At 37.6% G+C, this 18,813-nt stretch carries 11 protein-coding genes; 1 reads left to right on the top strand and 10 read right to left on the bottom strand.

Going from position 1 to position 18,813, the window contains the following annotated elements; genetic code table 11:
• Positions 1-259: 259 nt before the first annotated feature.
• The 10 genes from BK579_RS04190 to BK579_RS04140 all read right to left on the bottom strand — a co-directional run bounded on the left by BK579_RS04190 (position 260) and on the right by BK579_RS04140 (position 17,446).
• Entirely contained in the window at positions 260-892 is a 633-nt protein-coding gene (locus BK579_RS04190; RefSeq protein ID WP_078543746.1) for a YesL family protein, read from the bottom strand.
• Between the two features lie 589 nt (positions 893-1,481).
• Positions 1,482-2,771 (bottom strand): Gfo/Idh/MocA family protein, encoded by a 1,290-nt coding sequence (locus tag BK579_RS04180; RefSeq protein ID WP_078543744.1) that lies wholly within the window; start codon positions 2,769-2,771, stop codon positions 1,482-1,484.
• Between the two features lie 22 nt (positions 2,772-2,793).
• The gene (locus tag BK579_RS04175) at positions 2,794-3,933 is read right to left on the bottom strand and encodes a glycoside hydrolase family 88/105 protein (protein ID WP_078543743.1); all 1,140 of its coding nucleotides are present in this window, start codon (positions 3,931-3,933) and stop codon (positions 2,794-2,796) included.
• A 28-nt stretch (positions 3,934-3,961) separates the two neighbouring features.
• Entirely contained in the window at positions 3,962-4,801 is an 840-nt protein-coding gene (locus BK579_RS04170) for a carbohydrate ABC transporter permease (protein ID WP_078543742.1), read from the bottom strand.
• Positions 4,802-4,823: 22 nt separating this feature from the next.
• On the bottom strand, positions 4,824-5,792 hold the full coding sequence (locus tag BK579_RS04165; protein ID WP_078543740.1) for a carbohydrate ABC transporter permease: 969 nt from the start codon (positions 5,790-5,792) through the stop codon (positions 4,824-4,826).
• A 69-nt stretch (positions 5,793-5,861) separates the two neighbouring features.
• The gene (locus BK579_RS04160; RefSeq protein WP_078543738.1) at positions 5,862-7,190 is read right to left on the bottom strand and encodes an ABC transporter substrate-binding protein; all 1,329 of its coding nucleotides are present in this window, start codon (positions 7,188-7,190) and stop codon (positions 5,862-5,864) included.
• 698 nt (positions 7,191-7,888) lie between these two features.
• Positions 7,889-9,448: a response regulator gene (locus tag BK579_RS04155; protein ID WP_169891061.1), complete on the bottom strand. Its 1,560-nt coding sequence runs from the start codon at positions 9,446-9,448 to the stop codon at positions 7,889-7,891.
• Positions 9,449-9,453: 5 nt separating this feature from the next.
• On the bottom strand, positions 9,454-11,172 hold the full coding sequence (locus BK579_RS04150) for a sensor histidine kinase (RefSeq protein ID WP_078543735.1): 1,719 nt from the start codon (positions 11,170-11,172) through the stop codon (positions 9,454-9,456).
• 599 nt (positions 11,173-11,771) lie between these two features.
• Complete coding sequence (locus BK579_RS04145; RefSeq protein ID WP_235848337.1) at positions 11,772-15,905, bottom strand: bacterial Ig-like domain-containing protein; 4,134 nt, start codon at positions 15,903-15,905, stop codon at positions 11,772-11,774.
• 224 nt (positions 15,906-16,129) lie between these two features.
• On the bottom strand, positions 16,130-17,446 hold the full coding sequence (locus tag BK579_RS04140; RefSeq protein ID WP_204524674.1) for a multi antimicrobial extrusion protein MatE: 1,317 nt from the start codon (positions 17,444-17,446) through the stop codon (positions 16,130-16,132).
• Between the two features lie 368 nt (positions 17,447-17,814).
• Between BK579_RS04140 and BK579_RS04135 the strand changes: the two genes are divergently transcribed.
• Positions 17,815-18,807, top strand: a complete 993-nt coding sequence (locus BK579_RS04135) for a LacI family DNA-binding transcriptional regulator (protein WP_078543731.1) — start codon at positions 17,815-17,817, stop codon at positions 18,805-18,807.
• The last annotated feature ends 6 nt before the right edge of the window (positions 18,808-18,813 follow it).

Here is an 18,813-nt window from a genome sequence, read left to right as displayed (position 1 = left end):
CTGCGGGGTCTCACAGTGCCCGCTTCATCCCGCAGGAGTCGAGTGAACTTCCGCTCATTCCAACTATGTTATACTTTTAACTTTTCATCCTTCAAGGTACAAATACTCATTCGCATAACGGTCTACCCTGAAAATACCTAAGAAATGCATCCCTATTTATATTCTCTATGGTATATATCTTATTAGCAGATTGTGCTCTTCTCTTCAGACAACATTCACTCCGACCGACTTCCTCATTATCCTTAAGAAAACTCAACCTTTACACCCTCACAGCACGCGATGCTTTATATTGCTCAATATCTTCAAAACACTTCATCGCTAACCACATATTTAACTGTGCAAATAAGGTGAAACCAAAGATTGGAATAAATCCTGGAAAGGAGATGAAGAAATAGTAGCTTGATAGACCGCAAATCACCATTAAAAATAGGTTGGCTGGGCGTAAGAAGCCGATTAGTAGTGCTTGTTTAAAGTGTTCAAAGAAACTCAATTTATAATGAACATACACAGGGATGACATACAACACCATAATTAAAAAGGCAAAGACGGTAATCATCATCATGATATGTAGTGCATTGAAAAACCCTCCATCTAATTGACGGAAAAAAAACAAGTTATAAAAACACATCGCACCTATTAAAACGAATGTATAAAAGAATAGATTTCCTTTTACAAATTCCTTTTTATAAATGCCCCAGAACGTTTTAAAAACTGGAACGTCAGTATCACCCATTGCCACCTTTCTACAAACACCATACATGGCAATTGTACTTGGGCCAATTCCAAATACAATGAGTCCTAAAAACGTGCATCCTATCCATAGTATATTTAATATAGCAAAATGGCTTACCCATGTACAAAAAGCCATTACTCCAGTTAATAAACGTCCCATGCTTTATAACCTCCTTTTTTTCCTTCAATCTGATTAACAAAACGCTCTCATTTTCCTATGACCACCTTGCTTTCCGCGGGGCAGTCTGTGAGCATAGCGCCGGTTATGGCTTCTGCGGTGCTGTCTGGTTCCCTTCCTCTAGCAAAAAGCACTAGAAAGGGATTCAAAGGGTCTGTCTGATTCCCTTTCTCATACCCAAAACCCAAGAAAGGGAATGAAAGGTGTTGTCTGATTCCCTTTCTCACGCAAAAAGTCCAAGAAAGGGATTCAAAGGTGCTGTCTGATTCCCTTTCCCATACCAAAACCCAAGAAAGGGAATGAAAGGTGCTGTCTGATTCCCTTTCTCACGCAAAAAGTCCAAGAAAGGGAATGAAAGGTGTTGTCTGATTCCCTTTCTCATACCAAAAATCCAAAAAAGGAATCAAAGGTGCTGTCTGATTCCCTTTCTCTCGCAAAAAGCACAAGAAAGGGATTCAAAGATGCTGTCTGATTCCCTTTCTCTCGCAAAAAGCCTGAGCAAGGGAATCAATGGTGTATTTAATGGTGCAAATTTTTTTTTACGTGGTCCCAGAAAATAACGGTAACAATGCTATTTCAACGCCTTCTCTTGAAGTAACTCTTCAATTCGGAACATTTTCTTTTCCTTCACAGAACGCCACACCGCTTCCCCTGTTGTCACTGCATAAGCGCCATCCTTACTTCCTGATAAAATTTCATATGGTCTTGTCGGATCAGGCCCTAAAAAGATATCCTCTTGGATAACAGGATCTCCACCACCATGTCCTCCGTCACGTTTAACAACATGAATAATTTCCTTTGAACCAAATAACGGGAAGTACTCTATTGTCTGTTCCTCTATTGGAAAAGGAATACGTGATGGTGCATGCCACTCAGTCGTTTCAATTCTGCCCTTTGTTCCATTGATCGCTAATCGATACCCTTCATACGGGACAGAGAAGTTAACTGAATAACTAAGCAACGAGCCTTTTTCATACTTCACTGTTGCTGTATATGTATCTTCAATGTTGATCTCTGAATCAAAGATACATTGATCAGGCCGGTAGTTCGTATAGCCTTCTTTTCGTTTCATATCTGAATCAATATGATCATCCTGGACTGTGATGCTATTGCTTCTTGTATTCCATCTAGAATAATAGGAGCACTGATGCTTCACATCACAAGTCTGACAATATCTTCCGTCCTCCATTAGTGGATTATGTTCACTTTGTGATCCAAAATAATTTAATCCCCCAAAGGAAAATACCTCGACCGGCTTTTGATCAAGCCACCAGTTAACTAAATCGAAATGGTGTGAGCTTTTATGAATCGACAAACCACCTGAATGATCTCGGTTACGGTTCCAACGTTGAAAATAACTTGAACCATGATACGTATCAATGTACCAGTTTAGATCAATCGATGTAACGTGTCCTACTTTGCCCTCTAAGATTAATTCCTTGATTTTCATATGATATGGACTATAACGATAGTTAAATGTAACCGTCACTTTTCCCTTGCTCTTCGCTTCTGCCTCCATCACCCTTCTGCTATCTTCGGCTGTCGTTGTCATTGGTTTTTCTGTTATCACATCAAGATCATGCTCGAGAGCTTTTAAAATATAGGTCACATGTGTATCATCCCGACTTGCCACGATAATCACATCAGGTTTTGTTTCGTTCACCATTTTTTCAAACTGATGATCTAAGTATTCAGGAACATGATCAATCCCTACACATTCCGCCTTACAAACATTAAAGCGTTTTTCATCATAATCTAGCAGACCTACTAACGTACAGGTCGATGAAAATCTCTCGAGCATCGGTTGAATAAACATTCCAATTGCTCGCTTACTCACGCCACAAACTGCATATCTTTTCATCCTTACCCCACCCCCGTCTTCGTTATTTGAGATCGTTTTCACTTTCTTCAAGTAAATCCTGCATCACGAGACTTGCAAGCACAAAGGAACCGACGCCATGTAAATCATTCTCACATCTTGGTCGATCAATATAATGCTGATAATCTCCCACACCTGTTCCGATACAGATTTCCGGCATCACAAACAATCCTTTTTCATCAAACGTCATTTTCTCTAACAATCCTTTATAGCCATTGATTGCATAGGTTTTATAACTTTTATCAACATGACCAGAATTGATGGCACGAGCAATGGTATAACAAAACAATGCTGAACAAGAGGTCTCTAACCAGTTCTCTGGATCTTCCTTTTTATCAACCACTTGATACCACATTGACGACCTTGGATCTTGAAATTTCACTAAACCATCAATTAACTCTTGAAGTGCCTGAACAATCTCTGGTCTAGCTTCATGATCTTCCGGTAAGAAATCAAGAATTTCATTAAATGTAATTCCGTACCATCCAATCGCTCTTCCCCAGAATTCCGGTGATTTCCCTGTGATAGGATCTGCCCATGGCTGCTTTCTACTTTCATCCCAAGCATGATAAAATAGACCAGTCGCATCGTCCTTGGTATGTTTCCGCATTAAACGTTCTTGTTCGATCACCATATCGAGTAGCTCTGGTGCTCCGAAATCTCGATTATAATTCATGGCAAACACGCCACCCATATATAACCCATCTAACCACATTTGATATGGATATCGGTCTTTATGCCAAAAGCCTCCATCTGATGTGCGATTTAGCGTTGGAAACATATTCTTTAATTTGTCAGCAGCGATTTTATAGCGCTGATCTTGTGTTTCCCGATAAAGGGTGAACAGCAGTAAGCCCGCTTGAATCGAATCTAATTCCTTTCGATTCCATAAGAAGTTTCCATGCTCATGCTCATCAATATTGTAATCAACATAGTTTTTAACATAGTTAAAATATTCATCTCCACCAATCTTCTCTCGTAGCTGAAGCATGCTAACTAGGAAGACTCCTTGATGATAATGCCATCTTCCATCTGGTGGGAGCTCCTCTGGTTTATAAGCTTCCATTAATGAATGACAAGCTGCCTTTGCCCAATCTAATGGTGTTGCGAGCTTTTCTCTTATCATTTGTTCCTGTGTCGTCATATTTGCTAGCTCCTTTTGTTAAAATTACTTACTTCAATCCACTCGTACTAATTCCATCAACAATATATCGTTGGAACATAAAGAACACAACAAAGATTGGTAGAATACTAAGTGTTGACATCGCAAACATAGAGCCCCAGTTTGTGACAGAATTTGGATCCGAGAACAATTTTAACGCTAGTGATACCGGATATTTCTCTGGGGATGAAATGTAAATTAGTGGCCCCATGAAATCATCCCATCTCCAGTAAAATGAGAAGATCGCCGAGGTCATCATCGCTGGAACAACAAGTGGCATTATAATTCGGAAAAAGATACCGAAATTATTACAGCCATCAATTTTAGCCGCTTCATCCAGCTCTGTCGGGATGGTTCGGATAAACTGCATAATCAAAAAGATGAAAAACGGAGCTCCGAAGAACGTTGGTAAAATAAGTGGTAAATACGTATTGATCCATCCGAAATTATTGAACATGATATACTGTGGAATCATAACCATCTCAAACGGTAGCATCATCGTAAGCATCATACATACAAACCAAATGTTTCTTCCCCTGAACTTCACACGAGAAAATCCATACGCAATAATCGTTGAAGAAAGAACAGCCCCTACTGTAGAAATGACTGTGATGACGGCAGAATTTTTAAAGAATGTCGCAAATGTAATCCCACTGAAGCCCTTCCAACCGTTCACATAGTTTTCAAAGTGCCAGCCTTTTGGGATCAATGAAGCTGCATCCACGAATACAGTAGAACTTTCCTTTAGGGAGCTACTGACCATCCATAATAACGGATAAACCATAATTGCCGTAAAAATCATTAACAGTGTATGTTGAATAATCTTTTTTACTTTTTTATTTTTTCGCATTTGTTTTCACTCCTCTCTTAATCTACTTCTCAGATTCATAGTGCACCCAATGAGGGGAGCTTTTAAAGATAATAGCTGTGAAGATTGCGATAATGACTAACATTACCCAAGCCATCGCAGACGCATATCCCATATCAAAATAACGGAAAGCTCGTTGATACATGTAAAGAACATATAACATCGTACTGTTCATCGGTCCTCCATTGGTGACAACAAAACTTGGAGTAAATGCCATAAATCCATTAATAACCTGCATAATTAAGTTAAATAAGATAACCGGAGTTAACATTGGTAGAGTAATCGAGAAAAACTGCTTTAAACGGCCAGCACCATCAATACTCGATGCTTCATAATACATCTTTGGAATATTTCGTAATCCTGCTAAGAAAATCAGCATCGATGAACCAAATTGCCATCCATAAAGGAGAATTAATGTCCAAATTGCGGTATTTGGATCTCCTAACCATGAGTGTGTTGGAAGTCCAACCGCTGCTAAAAGCGAATTCAATGCTCCATCATTGCCAAACAATTGACGCCACATAATGGAGATGGCAATACTTCCACCAACAACAGATGGTAAGTACAACATCGTCCGGTAAAATCCAACCATTTCCACTACCTTGTTCAAGGCCAATGCGACTAATAATGAAAATACCAGTCTAAAAGGAACTGCAACACCCGCATAAAAGAAGGTGACATTCAATGCATCTAAATAAAGCGGATCATTTGTAAACATTCGGATATAGTTATCTAATCCAACCCAGGTCGCAGTACCTCCCATTTCATAATCTGTAAATGATAAATACAGTGAAAATAGCATTGGGAAGATAGTAAAGGCAAAAAATCCGATGATAAACGGTGAAACAAACAGATATCCTACGCCATTTTGGAAGTCTTTATTCTTCTTTTTCGGCCTTAGGATCCTTATTTGGGCGGGTTTATTAGAAATGACTTCTTCTGTTTCCACTTGCCTATTTTTTTCAATTTCCATACTCCTACCTCTTCCTATAAGTAATAGGGAGAAAGTGGCTCCAATTGGAACCACCTTCCGTCCATCATTTTAGTTTCCTAAGATCGATTCAGCTTCTTGTCTGAACTGCTTGGCACCTTCTTCAGGGCTAAGTTGACCATAAATCACTTGCTCATCAATCGTTGCTAAGCGGTCAAGAACCTCAGAAGCAGCTGCTGGGTAGTTATCATCGATTGGCGAGCTATTTTCTGTCACCTTTGTAATATAATCAAATACTTTTTTGTCAGTTTCAGTTAGGTTTGGTGCTAACTCATCACGAATTTCTTGCTTTAAAGGTACACCACGGTCAGATCCTGCAATTTTATACACTTCAATATTGTTGATAAAGAAGTTGATAAATTTAGCAGCTTCCTCTTTATGCTCAGAGCTCTTAGGAATTGACCAAAGCATGGCTGGCTTTAAGTACATTCCCTTATCATTTCCAGGCCCAGGCAGTACCTGCATTTGAATATTTGCATCAGGGATTGTAGCTGTTACTGCTGTAGCTTGATTAGACCATCTGAAGTCAATCGCAGCATCTCCACGAGCAATTAGTTCATCCTCGACACCTTTGATTTGTTGAATCACATCGTACGCTGGAACCGCTTTCTTTTCTACCAATTCTTTATTCATGTTAAAATAATCTACTAATAATTGATCATCATCATATCCAAGACCCGTTCCGTCTTCATTAAACATTTTGTAGCCTTGAGTTCTTAAGAAATACTCAATTAGATTTTTTGGCTCCATTAAACGGGCACCAAACTTTCCTGTGGCAGCAGCAATCTCTTCTGATGCTTTCGCATAATCATCCCATGTCCAATCATCAGCTGGAGCGCTTACACCCGCTTCATCAAACATATCTTGGTTATAAAACGCTACTAATGAGTTCGTACCAGTTGGAATTCCAAGTAATTTTCCACCTTGAGTACCTGATTGCATAACCGTGTCACTAACGCCATCCATATTAATCGTTCCATTTTCAACAAAAGGTGTTAAATCTTCAAGTAAGTCCTTGTCTGCATATTGGTTTAAATATTCACCAAAGTTTTGTTGCATAATGTCAGGTAAGTTATTCCCAGCTGCTTCAGCTGCCATTTTGTCAAAGTAGCCATCGAAGCCAGTGAAAGAAGGTTCAATTTTAATATTTGGATTTTCTTTTTCAAACAAATCAATAATTTGCTTCGTTTGATCATGACGACTTTGCGAACCCCACCAAGACATTCTTAAAGTTACTACACTATCTTCTGAATCCTTACTAGAATCTTTGCCACTATCTCCGCTCGGTTCACCAGTTGTGTCTGATGATCCTGAGCATGCGGTTAACGCAAGCATCATCATCACCAATAAAAATGCCAAACTCTTCTTTAAATGAAACATACTTTCATCCTCCCCTTTTGTTTTGTAAGCGTTTTCTAATACAACTTAATAGTAAAAGATTTTCTGAAATTTAAAAATAAAATCAGCAGACATGTTTATGTATAAAAAACAGTGTATTAATAACAGTGGTTGGAATGCGCTATTCTGAGTTCATAACTCATCTTAAACAAATCTCTCATTCTATCTACTCGAAAATACCCAGTTGAACGAGTTCCATTCGCTGCAATCCACCTGCTTTCCGCGGGGCGGTCCGGGAGCCTCCTCGTCGCCGATGGCTCCTGTGGGGTCTCACGAGACCGCTAGATCCCGCAGGAGTCAGGTGGCTCTCCGCTCATTCCACACTAGGTGAGTACGCTTTTCATACTTCATGTGCGCTTACTCATATGCATGGAAATCTCCCCTGAAAGGCAACTTAGGATGGAGAGTTTTACGAAGTTATGTCGAATAATCGATAAATAGCCGATTTCAAAAATATCATCGAGGATATCGAAAGTAAATCCCCCCAGTTCGAACGTATTCGACAAAATTTCGAAAATAAATTTCAAAGAACTTCTAAATCGATTTTTAGAACCACAATACGCTCTAGTAATTTGCATAAAATCGCAAACATTTTCACTTCCATGGTGCGAATCAAATTAACATCGGGGATTATCACAAAAAAAACTGCCCCCAAAGGAATCAATCCCCCGAGGACAACCTTAGCTACTGATTAATTTATTTTTATATTCAGTCGGTGTAACTCCTGTATGCTTTTTAAATACTTGCCCAAAATACCGTGGATTGGTGCCGAAGCCTACTTCTTCTGCAATTTCCACTACCTTTACTTGATCTGATTGATTGATAATCTCAACAGCTTTATCTACTCGCTTATTGATGAGATAGGTTGAAAATTTTTCGTTCATTTCTTTTTTAAACAGTTTTCCAACATAATCTGGATTCATGAAAAGGATTTCGTTCGCAATCTTAGTTAACGATAGCTCCGGATCTGACAAATGCTCCTCGACATATGTAATCATGCGCTTTAACATGATGTTTTGAGTTTGCTTTGTTTTTTCATAATAGTCTTGTGCAATTTCAATCGTTGTTTGTTCAATAAAAGCTGTGATTTCCTCAAAAGACTTTGAGCTATGAAAGAACGTAATTTGTTCAAAATATTGATCGAGCTGACTTTTATTTGATTGTTTAATAATTGTTAAAAATAGTTCTAGACACTCGGATTTAACCATATTTTCATTAGACTGCTCTAGTTTAAATGTTTTAAAAAATTGCTCTAGATAGGCCTGGACTTCCTGTACGTTTCCACTTTTAATTGATAAAATCAAATCTTCATGGTCAATTTGGAAGGTCTCAAGCTCTGCCTCATCATAGGTAATGTCATCAGCTGTAATTAAACTTCCCTCACTTAGATAAAATCGCTGCGCCAAACAATTAAGCGCTTCTTTATACAAGGATTTCAATTTATCAATCGTACCAGTATGGCTAACAGCAGTTGTGAACGTCATTTCATAGATTCGCATAAAGCTCTCTTTCACATTGGTGAATGTCAAAATTAGCTGTTCAAGCGATATGGATTTTGAAAGAATGACCACTTTCTCACCGATTGTTGTTAAAAGGACCGGATGATCTTTCTCCATTTCATCCATCAATAATTCCTTTATCGCAAAAACATGTTCATAATCATGATCCCCATCAATACTGATGACAACAATTCGAAAATTGTCTCCATCAATATCAAGCTGGAATAACTGTTTATAGCTATCCCAATCATGAACAAAATACTTATTATTAATGAGTAAATCTCGTAAAAATTGCTCCTTCGCTTTTGGAATGACGTGTTGTAAATTCTTTCGCATATTTGTCACAAAGGCTTCTTTACTTCTGGCATCATTCAGCTCTTTGGTGACCTTTATTAATACCTCTTCAATTTTTGTTTCATTGCTTGGTTTTAACAAATAATGCTTTACATTGCACTCCATCGCGGTTTTCGCAAACTCGAACTCGTCATGTCCTGATAACACAATGAATTTTATTTCAGGAAATCTGTGATGTACTTTTTGAATAAGCTCAATCCCATTCATTCCGGGCATTTTCACATCTGTCAAAACAATATCCGGCCTTTCTCTCGCAATATAATCAAAAGCCTCTACCCCATTATATGCTTTAAAAACAAGCTCTGTTTGACATTTGGCCCAATCAACAGTTGCTGCAATTCCTTCTAAAATTGCTTTCTCATCATCTACCAAAAGCACTTTGTACATCATCATCACTCCATCATATTTGGTAATGTTATGACTACTTTTGTTCCTTTGCCTACTTCACTTTCGATCTGGATGCCGTATCTTTCGCCAAACATTAATTTGATTCGTTCGCGTATATTGTTTAGCCCGATTCCCGAACTTTTCTTAGAAACAATCTCACCTGAAAGAATGGATGTTACTTTACTCTCGTCCATCCCAGGTCCATTATCTTCAATCATAATGATTAGTTCATCTCGGATGGCTTTTAAGTTTACAGAAATATGGCATTCACCAATAATTTCTTCCAATCCATGCTGTATGGCATTCTCAATCACCGGTTGAATCGTCAGCTTTGGTATCTTATTTCTCTCAAAATCTTCATGGGTATCCAGTGAAAAATGGATCCGGTCACCGTACCTAAATTTTTGGATGGTAATATAATTTTTGACAATCTCTAATTCCTCTTTAATGGAGATCATCGGTTCCTTTTTACTAATAATATTTCGCATCATATTCCCAAGTGCCTCTGCTAGCCCAGAGATTTCATGTTGCTTCTGACTTCTTGCCAGCCAGTTAATCGAGTCTAAGGTGTTATATAAAAAATGGGGATTAATTTGTGCCTGCAATGCTTTATATTCCGCTTCCTTTATGACTAATTGCTTGGTGTAGTTTTCTTTAATTAGGCCTTTGATTTTTTCAAGCATCACCTGAAAATCATGATGCAGTTTACCAATTTCATCATTATAATAACTACCCTCTAACTGATGATTATTTTCAAAATCACCTTGTTGAACCAGCTTCATTTTTTCAGTTAGTTTTTCAATCGGCTTAGAAATTCCTTTTGCAGCTAATCGGCTTAAAATTACCGTTAGAACTAACATTAAGATAAAAAGCGCAAATATAATTTGTTTAATCTCAGTTGATTGCTGGGTAATATTGTCGTAAGGCAAAATATTATAATAAACTAAGTCAGAGTAGCTGGAGTGCTTGTAGGACACTAAAAATTCCTTGTCATCCATAACCATTTTTTTGTAACCGTTGTCATTTTTTGTAGCAATAAGCGTATCGTTAAATGGAAGATCATTTGTTTTATAAAATATTGCATCATCGTTGGTAATCACAAAGTTTTTCGTAGGGGAAAAATCTAATGTTTCGTTCAAAAGTTTACTAACATCGATTGTTACAATTAAAAGGCCCAGCTTAGTCAAATTCACATTGACTTTTTCACGGATGATTCTTGCAACAACAAGATTATTTTGTTGATCAGCTTGTGTCCATACTGATGAACCATCAGCGGCCTGAGCTAGTTTTGATAATTCCCTCGTATTAGTCTCGATTGTCGTGTCATATCCTAGCTTATAATTTCCACCTAAGTTATCCAGAACTTGAACAGACGCGATATAAGGTTCCGAGGTGGCATGTCCTAACAGTCGAGTTAACAGCTTCGATTTTGCTTGATATTCAAGGAAATCCATCTCGTTGGCATTAATCTTCATTAATGCATTTTGAACCGTATCCTCTGTACTGATTTGAAAGGTCAGCTGTTCAATTTTCTTAAATTCCTTATCCAAAACAGAAGAAGATAACTGAAGCATATCCTCTGACTCTTCAAAAATACGTTTTTCATATAAACGAATGAAAGAATCATAGGCAACCAAACCGATGCTTGAGAAGATAAAAAGAAGCAAAAGGGAAATAGAGAATATCTTATTTTTGATATTCAAGTTTCGAAAAATAGTAATCATGGGATATCCTCTTATCTTTTATTTACTGGTTAATATTCACATTCGCAATAATTATAACATTATGAATATTATATGATAAGATAGAATCTGTTGATTAGGAAGAAAGTCCCTTTTTTGGTAATTGGGAGTAGGAGTAAAAACAGCGATGTAGGCCGCGTAATTTTAGTTGGACTGATAAAAGTGGGAGTTAGACCGATATATTTTTAATTAGACCGATAAAAGTGGAGTTAGACCGATATTTTTCTAGTTAGACCGATAAAAGTGGTTAGACCGATATTTTTCTAGTTAGACCGATAAAAGTGGAAGTTAGACCGATATTTTTCTAGTTAGACCGATAAAAGTGGTTAGACCGATATATTTTTAATTAGACCGATAAAAGTGGAGTTAGACCGATATTTTTCTAGTTAGACCGATAAAAGTGGGAGTTAGACCGATAAACTTAGAGATTAGAGTAATAAACTTTGTTTTGTTACTCTAACCGCTGTGTTCTCCAGTCTAAAATACGAACTTACCAAACTTTGATCCTCAATAGTCCTATTTTTTAAAAGCAAACAAATAAAAAGAGGAGATTCCATACCGAATCTCCCCTTTCGACTCTCTTATTTCACTTCTACTGTTGTTTTTCCAACAAATGGTGTACCATCGGCTAGGTTTCCAGTAATCGTAATAGGTACATCTTTACCTTTATTTAGTACCCTTGTTAATTCCTTTTTAGTAAATTTAATACGATACACATTTTCATCCTCTAACACAGGATTCTTTGCATAACCTGTTCCGCTTGTGATCGGCTGTGCCTTGCCATTTAAACGAATCGATTCTAACCCGATGTCCTCAATAGAAAAGCCATCCTGAAGGGTGATTAGAACCTCAACGGCCCCCGCTACATCGCTACTACTTTTCCCTGCTAAATTAATCTTTTCTGGATTTACTGTTACTTGAGCGATTACTTGGAACTGGACAAAGTCACCCCAGATAATATTTCCTTCTTCATCTCGTTCAATTGGTAAAACAGGTGTTAAGCTTTTAAAATTGGCATCTGTTAACACTGTCCCAATGGCGTTAACCGACTCCGTACCACTAAAGAAATAGTTATTTTCAGCGACCGCATCTACCGGGTAGCTATCCTTTTGACCTTTACTAGTTTTATAAGAAATAAACCCGTTAATTGTAAAGTCTTCTTCAATATTGTTATAGGTTGTAAAAACAATATTCGCACCACCGTTATTAAATGAGCGGTTGTTTTCAGCAATAACTCCTGGGTTACTATTACTTGTAAATCCATCGGTCTTGTTGCCAAACGCTAAGCTATTTTTAATCACGTGTGGAACATGAACGCCTTCTCCACCGAGCTTAAAGCCATTTCCATCACCAATTCCGACCACACCATCAGCCGAAATCCCATTTGCGTAGGCAATGCTATCTTCAATCGTGACGGCACCAATTTTACCAGAGCCGACTTTCGTATAAAGATCCCAGCCGTCATCGGCATTATTATATGCAACATTACCTTTAAACACATTTCCAACACCTGACGTTAGTTTTGCAGCAAAGCCATCAGCATTGTTTTGGGAAGGGTCACTGTTACTAAATGAATCATTGTTAAGACTCAAGTTATATGAAGGCCAATCCTCCATATTTGGACTATTATCTGTTCTGCTAATTTGCAAACCAGTATCACCGTTTTCATAGAATCGGCTTAACTCAATAATATTATGACTTCCACCTACAACAAAGCCCTTTGTATTTGAAGCAGATCTAGCAAAATCAATTCCTTTGACATGCCAGTAGTTACCACTTAAAACAACACCTTCAGAGCGCTTGTCGAAGTCAATGATAGGTCTCGTTCCTTCCGCTCCCACTAAGTACTTCATTGCATCTTTTTTTCCATCATTGTATTTATCAATATACAATCCAGCAGTTCGTTTATACGTACCTTCTTGTAGGATAATTTTCTGACCTGGTAAAACATACTCGATCGCAGTATCTAAATCTAGTGGACTAGCTTCAGTACCATTACCACTCTCAGTTCCTTCGGTTGAGACGATGATGTCTCCACCTTCGTTAAATGTCTTATTAGTTACAGTAAAGTTTTTGATAATACGGTCATATGAAGTGAGCAATTGTGTATCATCTGGAACAAAAATGAAGCTATACTTTGTTTGGCTATTTTTATCAATCGTTGTTGGGATTGTAACCTTTTCTCCACTTTCAACAACCACATCTCGTTCAATTACTTGCTGACCTTTTTTCACTGTCAGTGTTCCATTTACATTTGATTCTACAATTAAATTATAAGCTGTATCAGATGTTTTTCCTCTTGATAAAATAGAGAAATTTGGCTGAATCTGTTGTGCAGGTGGCTCTATCCTAGGTGCATCTGTTGCTGCTATAGAGGTATCAAAAGTGATATTTGAAACTTCAATATCAGCTAAACGAGCCGTATAAAAGCCAACATAAATTTTATCATCCTGGACCGTTAAAATCTCTGGTTCAAAGAAGATCTTTTCTTCTCCTTGACCAAGCTGACCGATAAAGCCACTATTTGTTTTCGTTAATGTTAAACGATGTGTCGAACCATCTGCTGGTTCTCCCTCTTGAAGCATTTGTTTTTGAATGCCTTCACTTCCAGCACCATCAGGAGACGTGACACCTTTTCGAACAAATAGTTGTAGACCGTTCGCTTCTCTTGTACCGCCACTAAATCCACCGACTGCAGCAATATTTGAAGCAAACACACTAGAATCATCATATGTTCCGTTCGCATCACGAGCCATAATCCCAAACGATTCTTGCCCATCATACGGAGTTTTGGCATAGCTATTCACTTTTATATCTGCTGATAATGTGAAGTTTTCAAGGTTGCCATCAATTTCAGTATAGTAATATGAAATACCATCATGATCCCCCGTGATTTTCCCGGCTTGAGGTAAATCTGAAATTAATCGAATCGCACCATTCTCTAAAACTTCCATTCTATTTCGCTCTTCACTTGTTGATTGCCCAAACTGAGTAAACTTCCACTCAACTTGAGGTGTCTCTCTCACACTCACATCATATGAAATAGGTTGAATGCTAGTATTTAATGGAACAATCGAAATAGTGTACGTACCAGGTGTCCCTGATTGGAACGCCGCCGACTGTACTTGATAATCTTCCGAGCCTAACACGACCTTATCTCCGTTATCATATACCTCTGAAACCTCTAAGCCTTCTGAACTAAACTCCGAACCAAGATTAAAGGTTGTTTTTGGATAATTGCTAATCTCAAGACCTGTTAATTCTTTATTTTTAACTGTAATATCAAAGCTTGTTTCAAGTCCTTTATGTGTAATCCTGATCTCTTGTACTCCTGTTTTGCTAGGATCAAAAGCAGAGACGGAATACTGATTTTTCAATAATCGAAATGAAACACCATCACTGTAAGTTGCTTTTACAACAAGGCCATCTAAATCTAATTCTGCATCATCTGTAAAATACACAGTTTTGCTAGGTTCTTTAACAACCTCTAACTGTTCTAGTGCTGCATCCTTTACATGAACATCAAAGGTAGTAGTTACCTCAGGATGTTGGACAGAAGCAACAGTTATGGTTTGATTCCCTGTATTATCGAACTGATACACCCCTTCGACGACATCATTTCCATCAATCGAAAATATGTATTGATCACTGTTGAGTAATTCTGTTGCTCCACTATTATACGTTCCTTCTATCACCAAACCTTTTGCATCAAAAGTGTCCAGAGGATAATACTCTGTGATGGCTGGATAATAGACAATGTCCATTTTTGTTAACGTAAGTGGCACAATGTTTAAGTCGATCGTAGCCGCAGCACCATTGTAGTTGATCTTAATTGTATTTGTTCCTTCTTGACTGCTATCAAATCCTGTCACGATATACTCATCTGACGTTAGAGCTTGCTCTGAGCCATCCTCGAAGGTTGCTGTCACTTCTAATCCATCTAAGTTTAAGTGTTCTCCTACTAAATAATCCTTTTTCATATTATCGGTATTTACTGCAAGAGATGTGACGTTTTTGTCAGGTGTTTCAATGGCGGTATTTGAGAAAGTGATGATGGCATCACGTGCTACGAATAAGCCAACAGCTATAGTATCCGTAAATACACCCTCATTCATCTCAATTACTTCACGTTCACCGTTTGAACTTAATACAAAAATATTGCCTGATTTTCTAATAGATATATCATAAGTACCATCAGTTCCAGGTGTTAGATTATCCCCGCCAAACTTTTCTAATGATACTACACCATTACCAGTAAAGTTATAAAATCCTGTGGCAACGTCTTTTAGCACGCCTGATGCTACGAAGTGATCATGTCGACTACTCGTTTTACCATGTTCACCAACGCCGTCTCTCACCATTAAGCCAAATGCTTCTTGGTTGCCAGGAATATAATCATTTAGGTACATCTTTGTTTTAATTGTAAAGTTTTGATCTGCAGGAAATTCTTTATACAAGTAAGAAATCCCTTCACCTTTACTTTCAATTTTTCCACCTCTTGCTTCGATTGTGATGGAACCATCTTCATTGTATGTTGGAGGTGGATTTTTGATAGTATCGCCACTTATCCCCGTATTCGAACCAAACGCAGCAAATGTCCAATCCTGATTTTCAGGACTAAACGTTTCCGCATTTGCAACGCCACTAAAATTAGATAATACCAATAGAAGTGATAAACATGTAGCAAGAATTTGTTTCATTAGCTTTTTTTTCATTGATTCATCTCCTTGGTAGTTTTGTGTTTGCAAAGTCTTGTAGATCAAGAATTTTGTATACGCTTACATAAATCCACTTAAAAAATATGCGATACTCCTTATCATCACCCCCTTAAAATAACAACGTTGTTATTTTTTATAATAAAAGTCAATAACAACGTTGTCAATTTATAAATTAGCTAATATTCTTACTGCATCAAAGTTAGTTATTTTTGACTAGCGGTCTATGCACCTAAAGTCACAGGTCTTCTTTGTTCAACTTTGTTTTTACTTAACTTGTAAACAATCACGGATACTACGACCAATCCAGCCAATTCGCCGAGTGAAGCAGCAATCGCTCCATTCGTTCCATTCCAATGTGGGAAATAATGCACAAGAAGAACTAAGCTCACCAAAACAATTAATAGATTCGCAATCTGAGAGATAACCATTAAACTAGTTTTCCGTTGCATCATCAGAAATCCATTTAAAAAGTCAACGAGTGGAAAAACGAGTGTTTTTAGAAGAAAGAATTTCAATACCCCTAATGTTGCTGTGGCTAATACCTCATCAGCCCCCATCACACCCTGCATAAATAACATGCCTAGTGGTGAAAAACACAAAACGGTAAGGACAAAACTTGGTATAAAGCTGATGAGAAGGGTAAATTTCACAACCTTCTTTTTATCTTTCTCATAAAACTGCATAACAATTTGATGAGTGTACATAAAGAAGCTTAAAATCATGTTGGTAATGCTAAACGCAAGTGCGAAGGAAGCAATCCCCATTTGCAGCTGCTCTGTTTTAGCCAAAAAGACATAGATGATTGGGATCATAATCGTCTGTATCAGGAAATAAAAGACTAAAGGAGTATAAAACTTCGCAATATCCTTTTTCCGTAGTGAGGAAGTCTCTTTCTCCTTTGTATAATCCTTTACTAGAAAATGCCCTTTCCACACACTGACGATGCATTCAATCATCATTCCTGCCAAGAAAATAATCGAGCCCACCGCACTTGTTACATAATCCATTGCCACAAAGAGATAGGCGATGGCAAACATGCCTACTAATCTTGCAATCACACCAATCGTCAGCCATTTCGTTTCGAGATGATTAATAATCACCCCTTGATAAATGCCTCTTATTCCCGAAAAAATCAGAACTAATGTAATCCACTTAAACGCCTGTGATATCGTGTTGACCATGTTAGGGTCAGCATGAAAGAAATGGACATAAATCCAATCGCCGAGCGGAGAAAAAGCCATTGTCCAGCTGAATAACATAATTCCGAGCGTCACATATAGTAAAAAGACATTTAATAGTTTAAATGATTTTAAATCCTTTACTAAAGCCGAGCTTGTTTGCCTAAATACAATAATGGGCCTTTCGATAATTCCAAAAATCGAAAATGCAACCGCATAACAAGCAATGATAAATGCCGCATCCTCCCCCCGTGCTAACGTTCCATTTATAATCACATGTGTGATTGCCGTCAAACTTGCAGAAATACCCAAGGGAACAAAAAAGGCAGAAAGCTGCTTATAGGATATTTGACCATCCATACTACTCAAGCGTATAACCTCTTTTCTGTTTAATTTCGCTGTTTTCGATAAAATAACAACGTTGTTATTTTATATCATACCTTAATTCGCTTCTAACAACAAACTGTTTTTTCAAACTTATAGTGTTCTCCCTTTTAGGTAGCATAGTTCCAATCGCTGCGATTTACTCGCTTTCCGCTCATTCCACAAATGGGAAAGGACATTTTACGGTGCAAATAATTATTCGATTCCATACTATGTGACTAACTTCTCATGTTACATGGTGTAAGCATTGTTTGCATGGATGCTGACCTTGTGATTTATTCATCTTTTTCATATAATGATGACAACGTTATTATTTTAATATTATTATATTTCGGGGGTTAATCATGAGCGTCACAATCAAGGATATTGCAAATATTTCAGGAGTAAGCTTTTCGACCGTTTCGAAGGCTTTAAACAATAGCCCTCTTGTAAAACCAGAAACAAAATCAAAGATTTTAAAGGTTGCTAAAGAATTAGGATATGAGCCTAATTTTGCCGCTAGAAGGCTTGTGTCAAAAGAGACAAAAACAATCGGATTAGTCTGGCCAACGATTGAAAGAGTTGCACTCTCTACTCTCGTCTCCAGAATTAACGAAGAAATCGAGAAATACTCTTATTCTATGATCATGTCGATTAACTCGACCAACTCTAGCGTCGAGATGTTTAAACGATTCCAGGTGGATGGCATTATTTTATTTGAGGAAAACGAACAGCTTCAATCAACGCTCTCAGCCAATATTCCTATTTTATCTTATGGAGTCGGCAGAAATCATTCTGTGCCATTCATTGATGTGAATTATAAAAAAGCGATTTTTCAAGCAGTCAATTATCTTGTTGGTTTAGGGCATACCAACATTTCATATATTGGTGATTTTCACAATGATGATACAAGACAAACGGAAAAGTATGAAGGCTTTATTGAGGTGATGGAGCAATTTAATTTACAAATTTCTAATCAATCACTGATTAATACAAAAGGGCTTGACTGGTATCACGGATATATGGCTACCAATCAACTTTTACAATCAGCAACAATTCCTTCAGCCGTTATTGGTGGATCATATGATATAAGCAGTGGCATCATTCGTGCCCTTAAAGAAAACAACTTAGTTATCCCTAAGGATATCTCAGTAGTTGGATATGATAATATTCCGCAAATGGGCAACCTCGAAATTCCCTTAACCAGTATTGGTGTGCCTATTGAAAAATTAGCAAAGAAAATTGTTGAAACACTTTTACAACAAATTCAAGATCCGAGCTCCATTCATTTTGTTCAAACCATTGAACCTGAATTAAAAGAACGAGCTTCTTGTGGAACAGTTAAGACTAGAGATTAGTAAACT

It is taken from the genome of Litchfieldia alkalitelluris (genome assembly GCF_002019645.1).
GTDB classification, from domain to species: Bacteria; Bacillota; Bacilli; order Bacillales; family Bacillaceae_L; genus Litchfieldia; species Litchfieldia alkalitelluris.
The sequence above is the reverse complement of the archived record's forward strand: the minus strand, read 5'-3'. Positions and strand labels throughout refer to the sequence as shown.

Bases quoted from the DNA above. Each gene is read 5' to 3' on its own strand.
- BK579_RS04170 (WP_078543742.1), bottom strand. From the start codon at position 4,801: ATGCGAAAAAATAAAAAAGTAAAAAAGATTATTCAACATACACTGTTA.
- BK579_RS04160 (WP_078543738.1), bottom strand. From the start codon at position 7,190: ATGTTTCATTTAAAGAAGAGTTTGGCATTTTTATTGGTGATGATGATG.
- BK579_RS04190 (WP_078543746.1), bottom strand. From the start codon at position 892: ATGGGACGTTTATTAACTGGAGTAATGGCTTTTTGTACATGGGTAAGC.
- BK579_RS04150 (WP_078543735.1), bottom strand. From the start codon at position 11,172: ATGATTACTATTTTTCGAAACTTGAATATCAAAAATAAGATATTCTCT.
- BK579_RS04180 (WP_078543744.1), bottom strand. From the start codon at position 2,771: ATGAAAAGATATGCAGTTTGTGGCGTGAGTAAGCGAGCAATTGGAATG.
- BK579_RS04145 (WP_235848337.1), bottom strand. From the start codon at position 15,905: ATGAAAAAAAAGCTAATGAAACAAATTCTTGCTACATGTTTATCACTT.
- BK579_RS04165 (WP_078543740.1), bottom strand. From the start codon at position 5,792: ATGGAAATTGAAAAAAATAGGCAAGTGGAAACAGAAGAAGTCATTTCT.
- BK579_RS04155 (WP_169891061.1), bottom strand. From the start codon at position 9,448: ATGTACAAAGTGCTTTTGGTAGATGATGAGAAAGCAATTTTAGAAGGA.
- BK579_RS04175 (WP_078543743.1), bottom strand. From the start codon at position 3,933: ATGACGACACAGGAACAAATGATAAGAGAAAAGCTCGCAACACCATTA.
- BK579_RS04135 (WP_078543731.1), top strand. From the start codon at position 17,815: ATGAGCGTCACAATCAAGGATATTGCAAATATTTCAGGAGTAAGCTTT.
- BK579_RS04140 (WP_204524674.1), bottom strand. From the start codon at position 17,446: ATGGATGGTCAAATATCCTATAAGCAGCTTTCTGCCTTTTTTGTTCCC.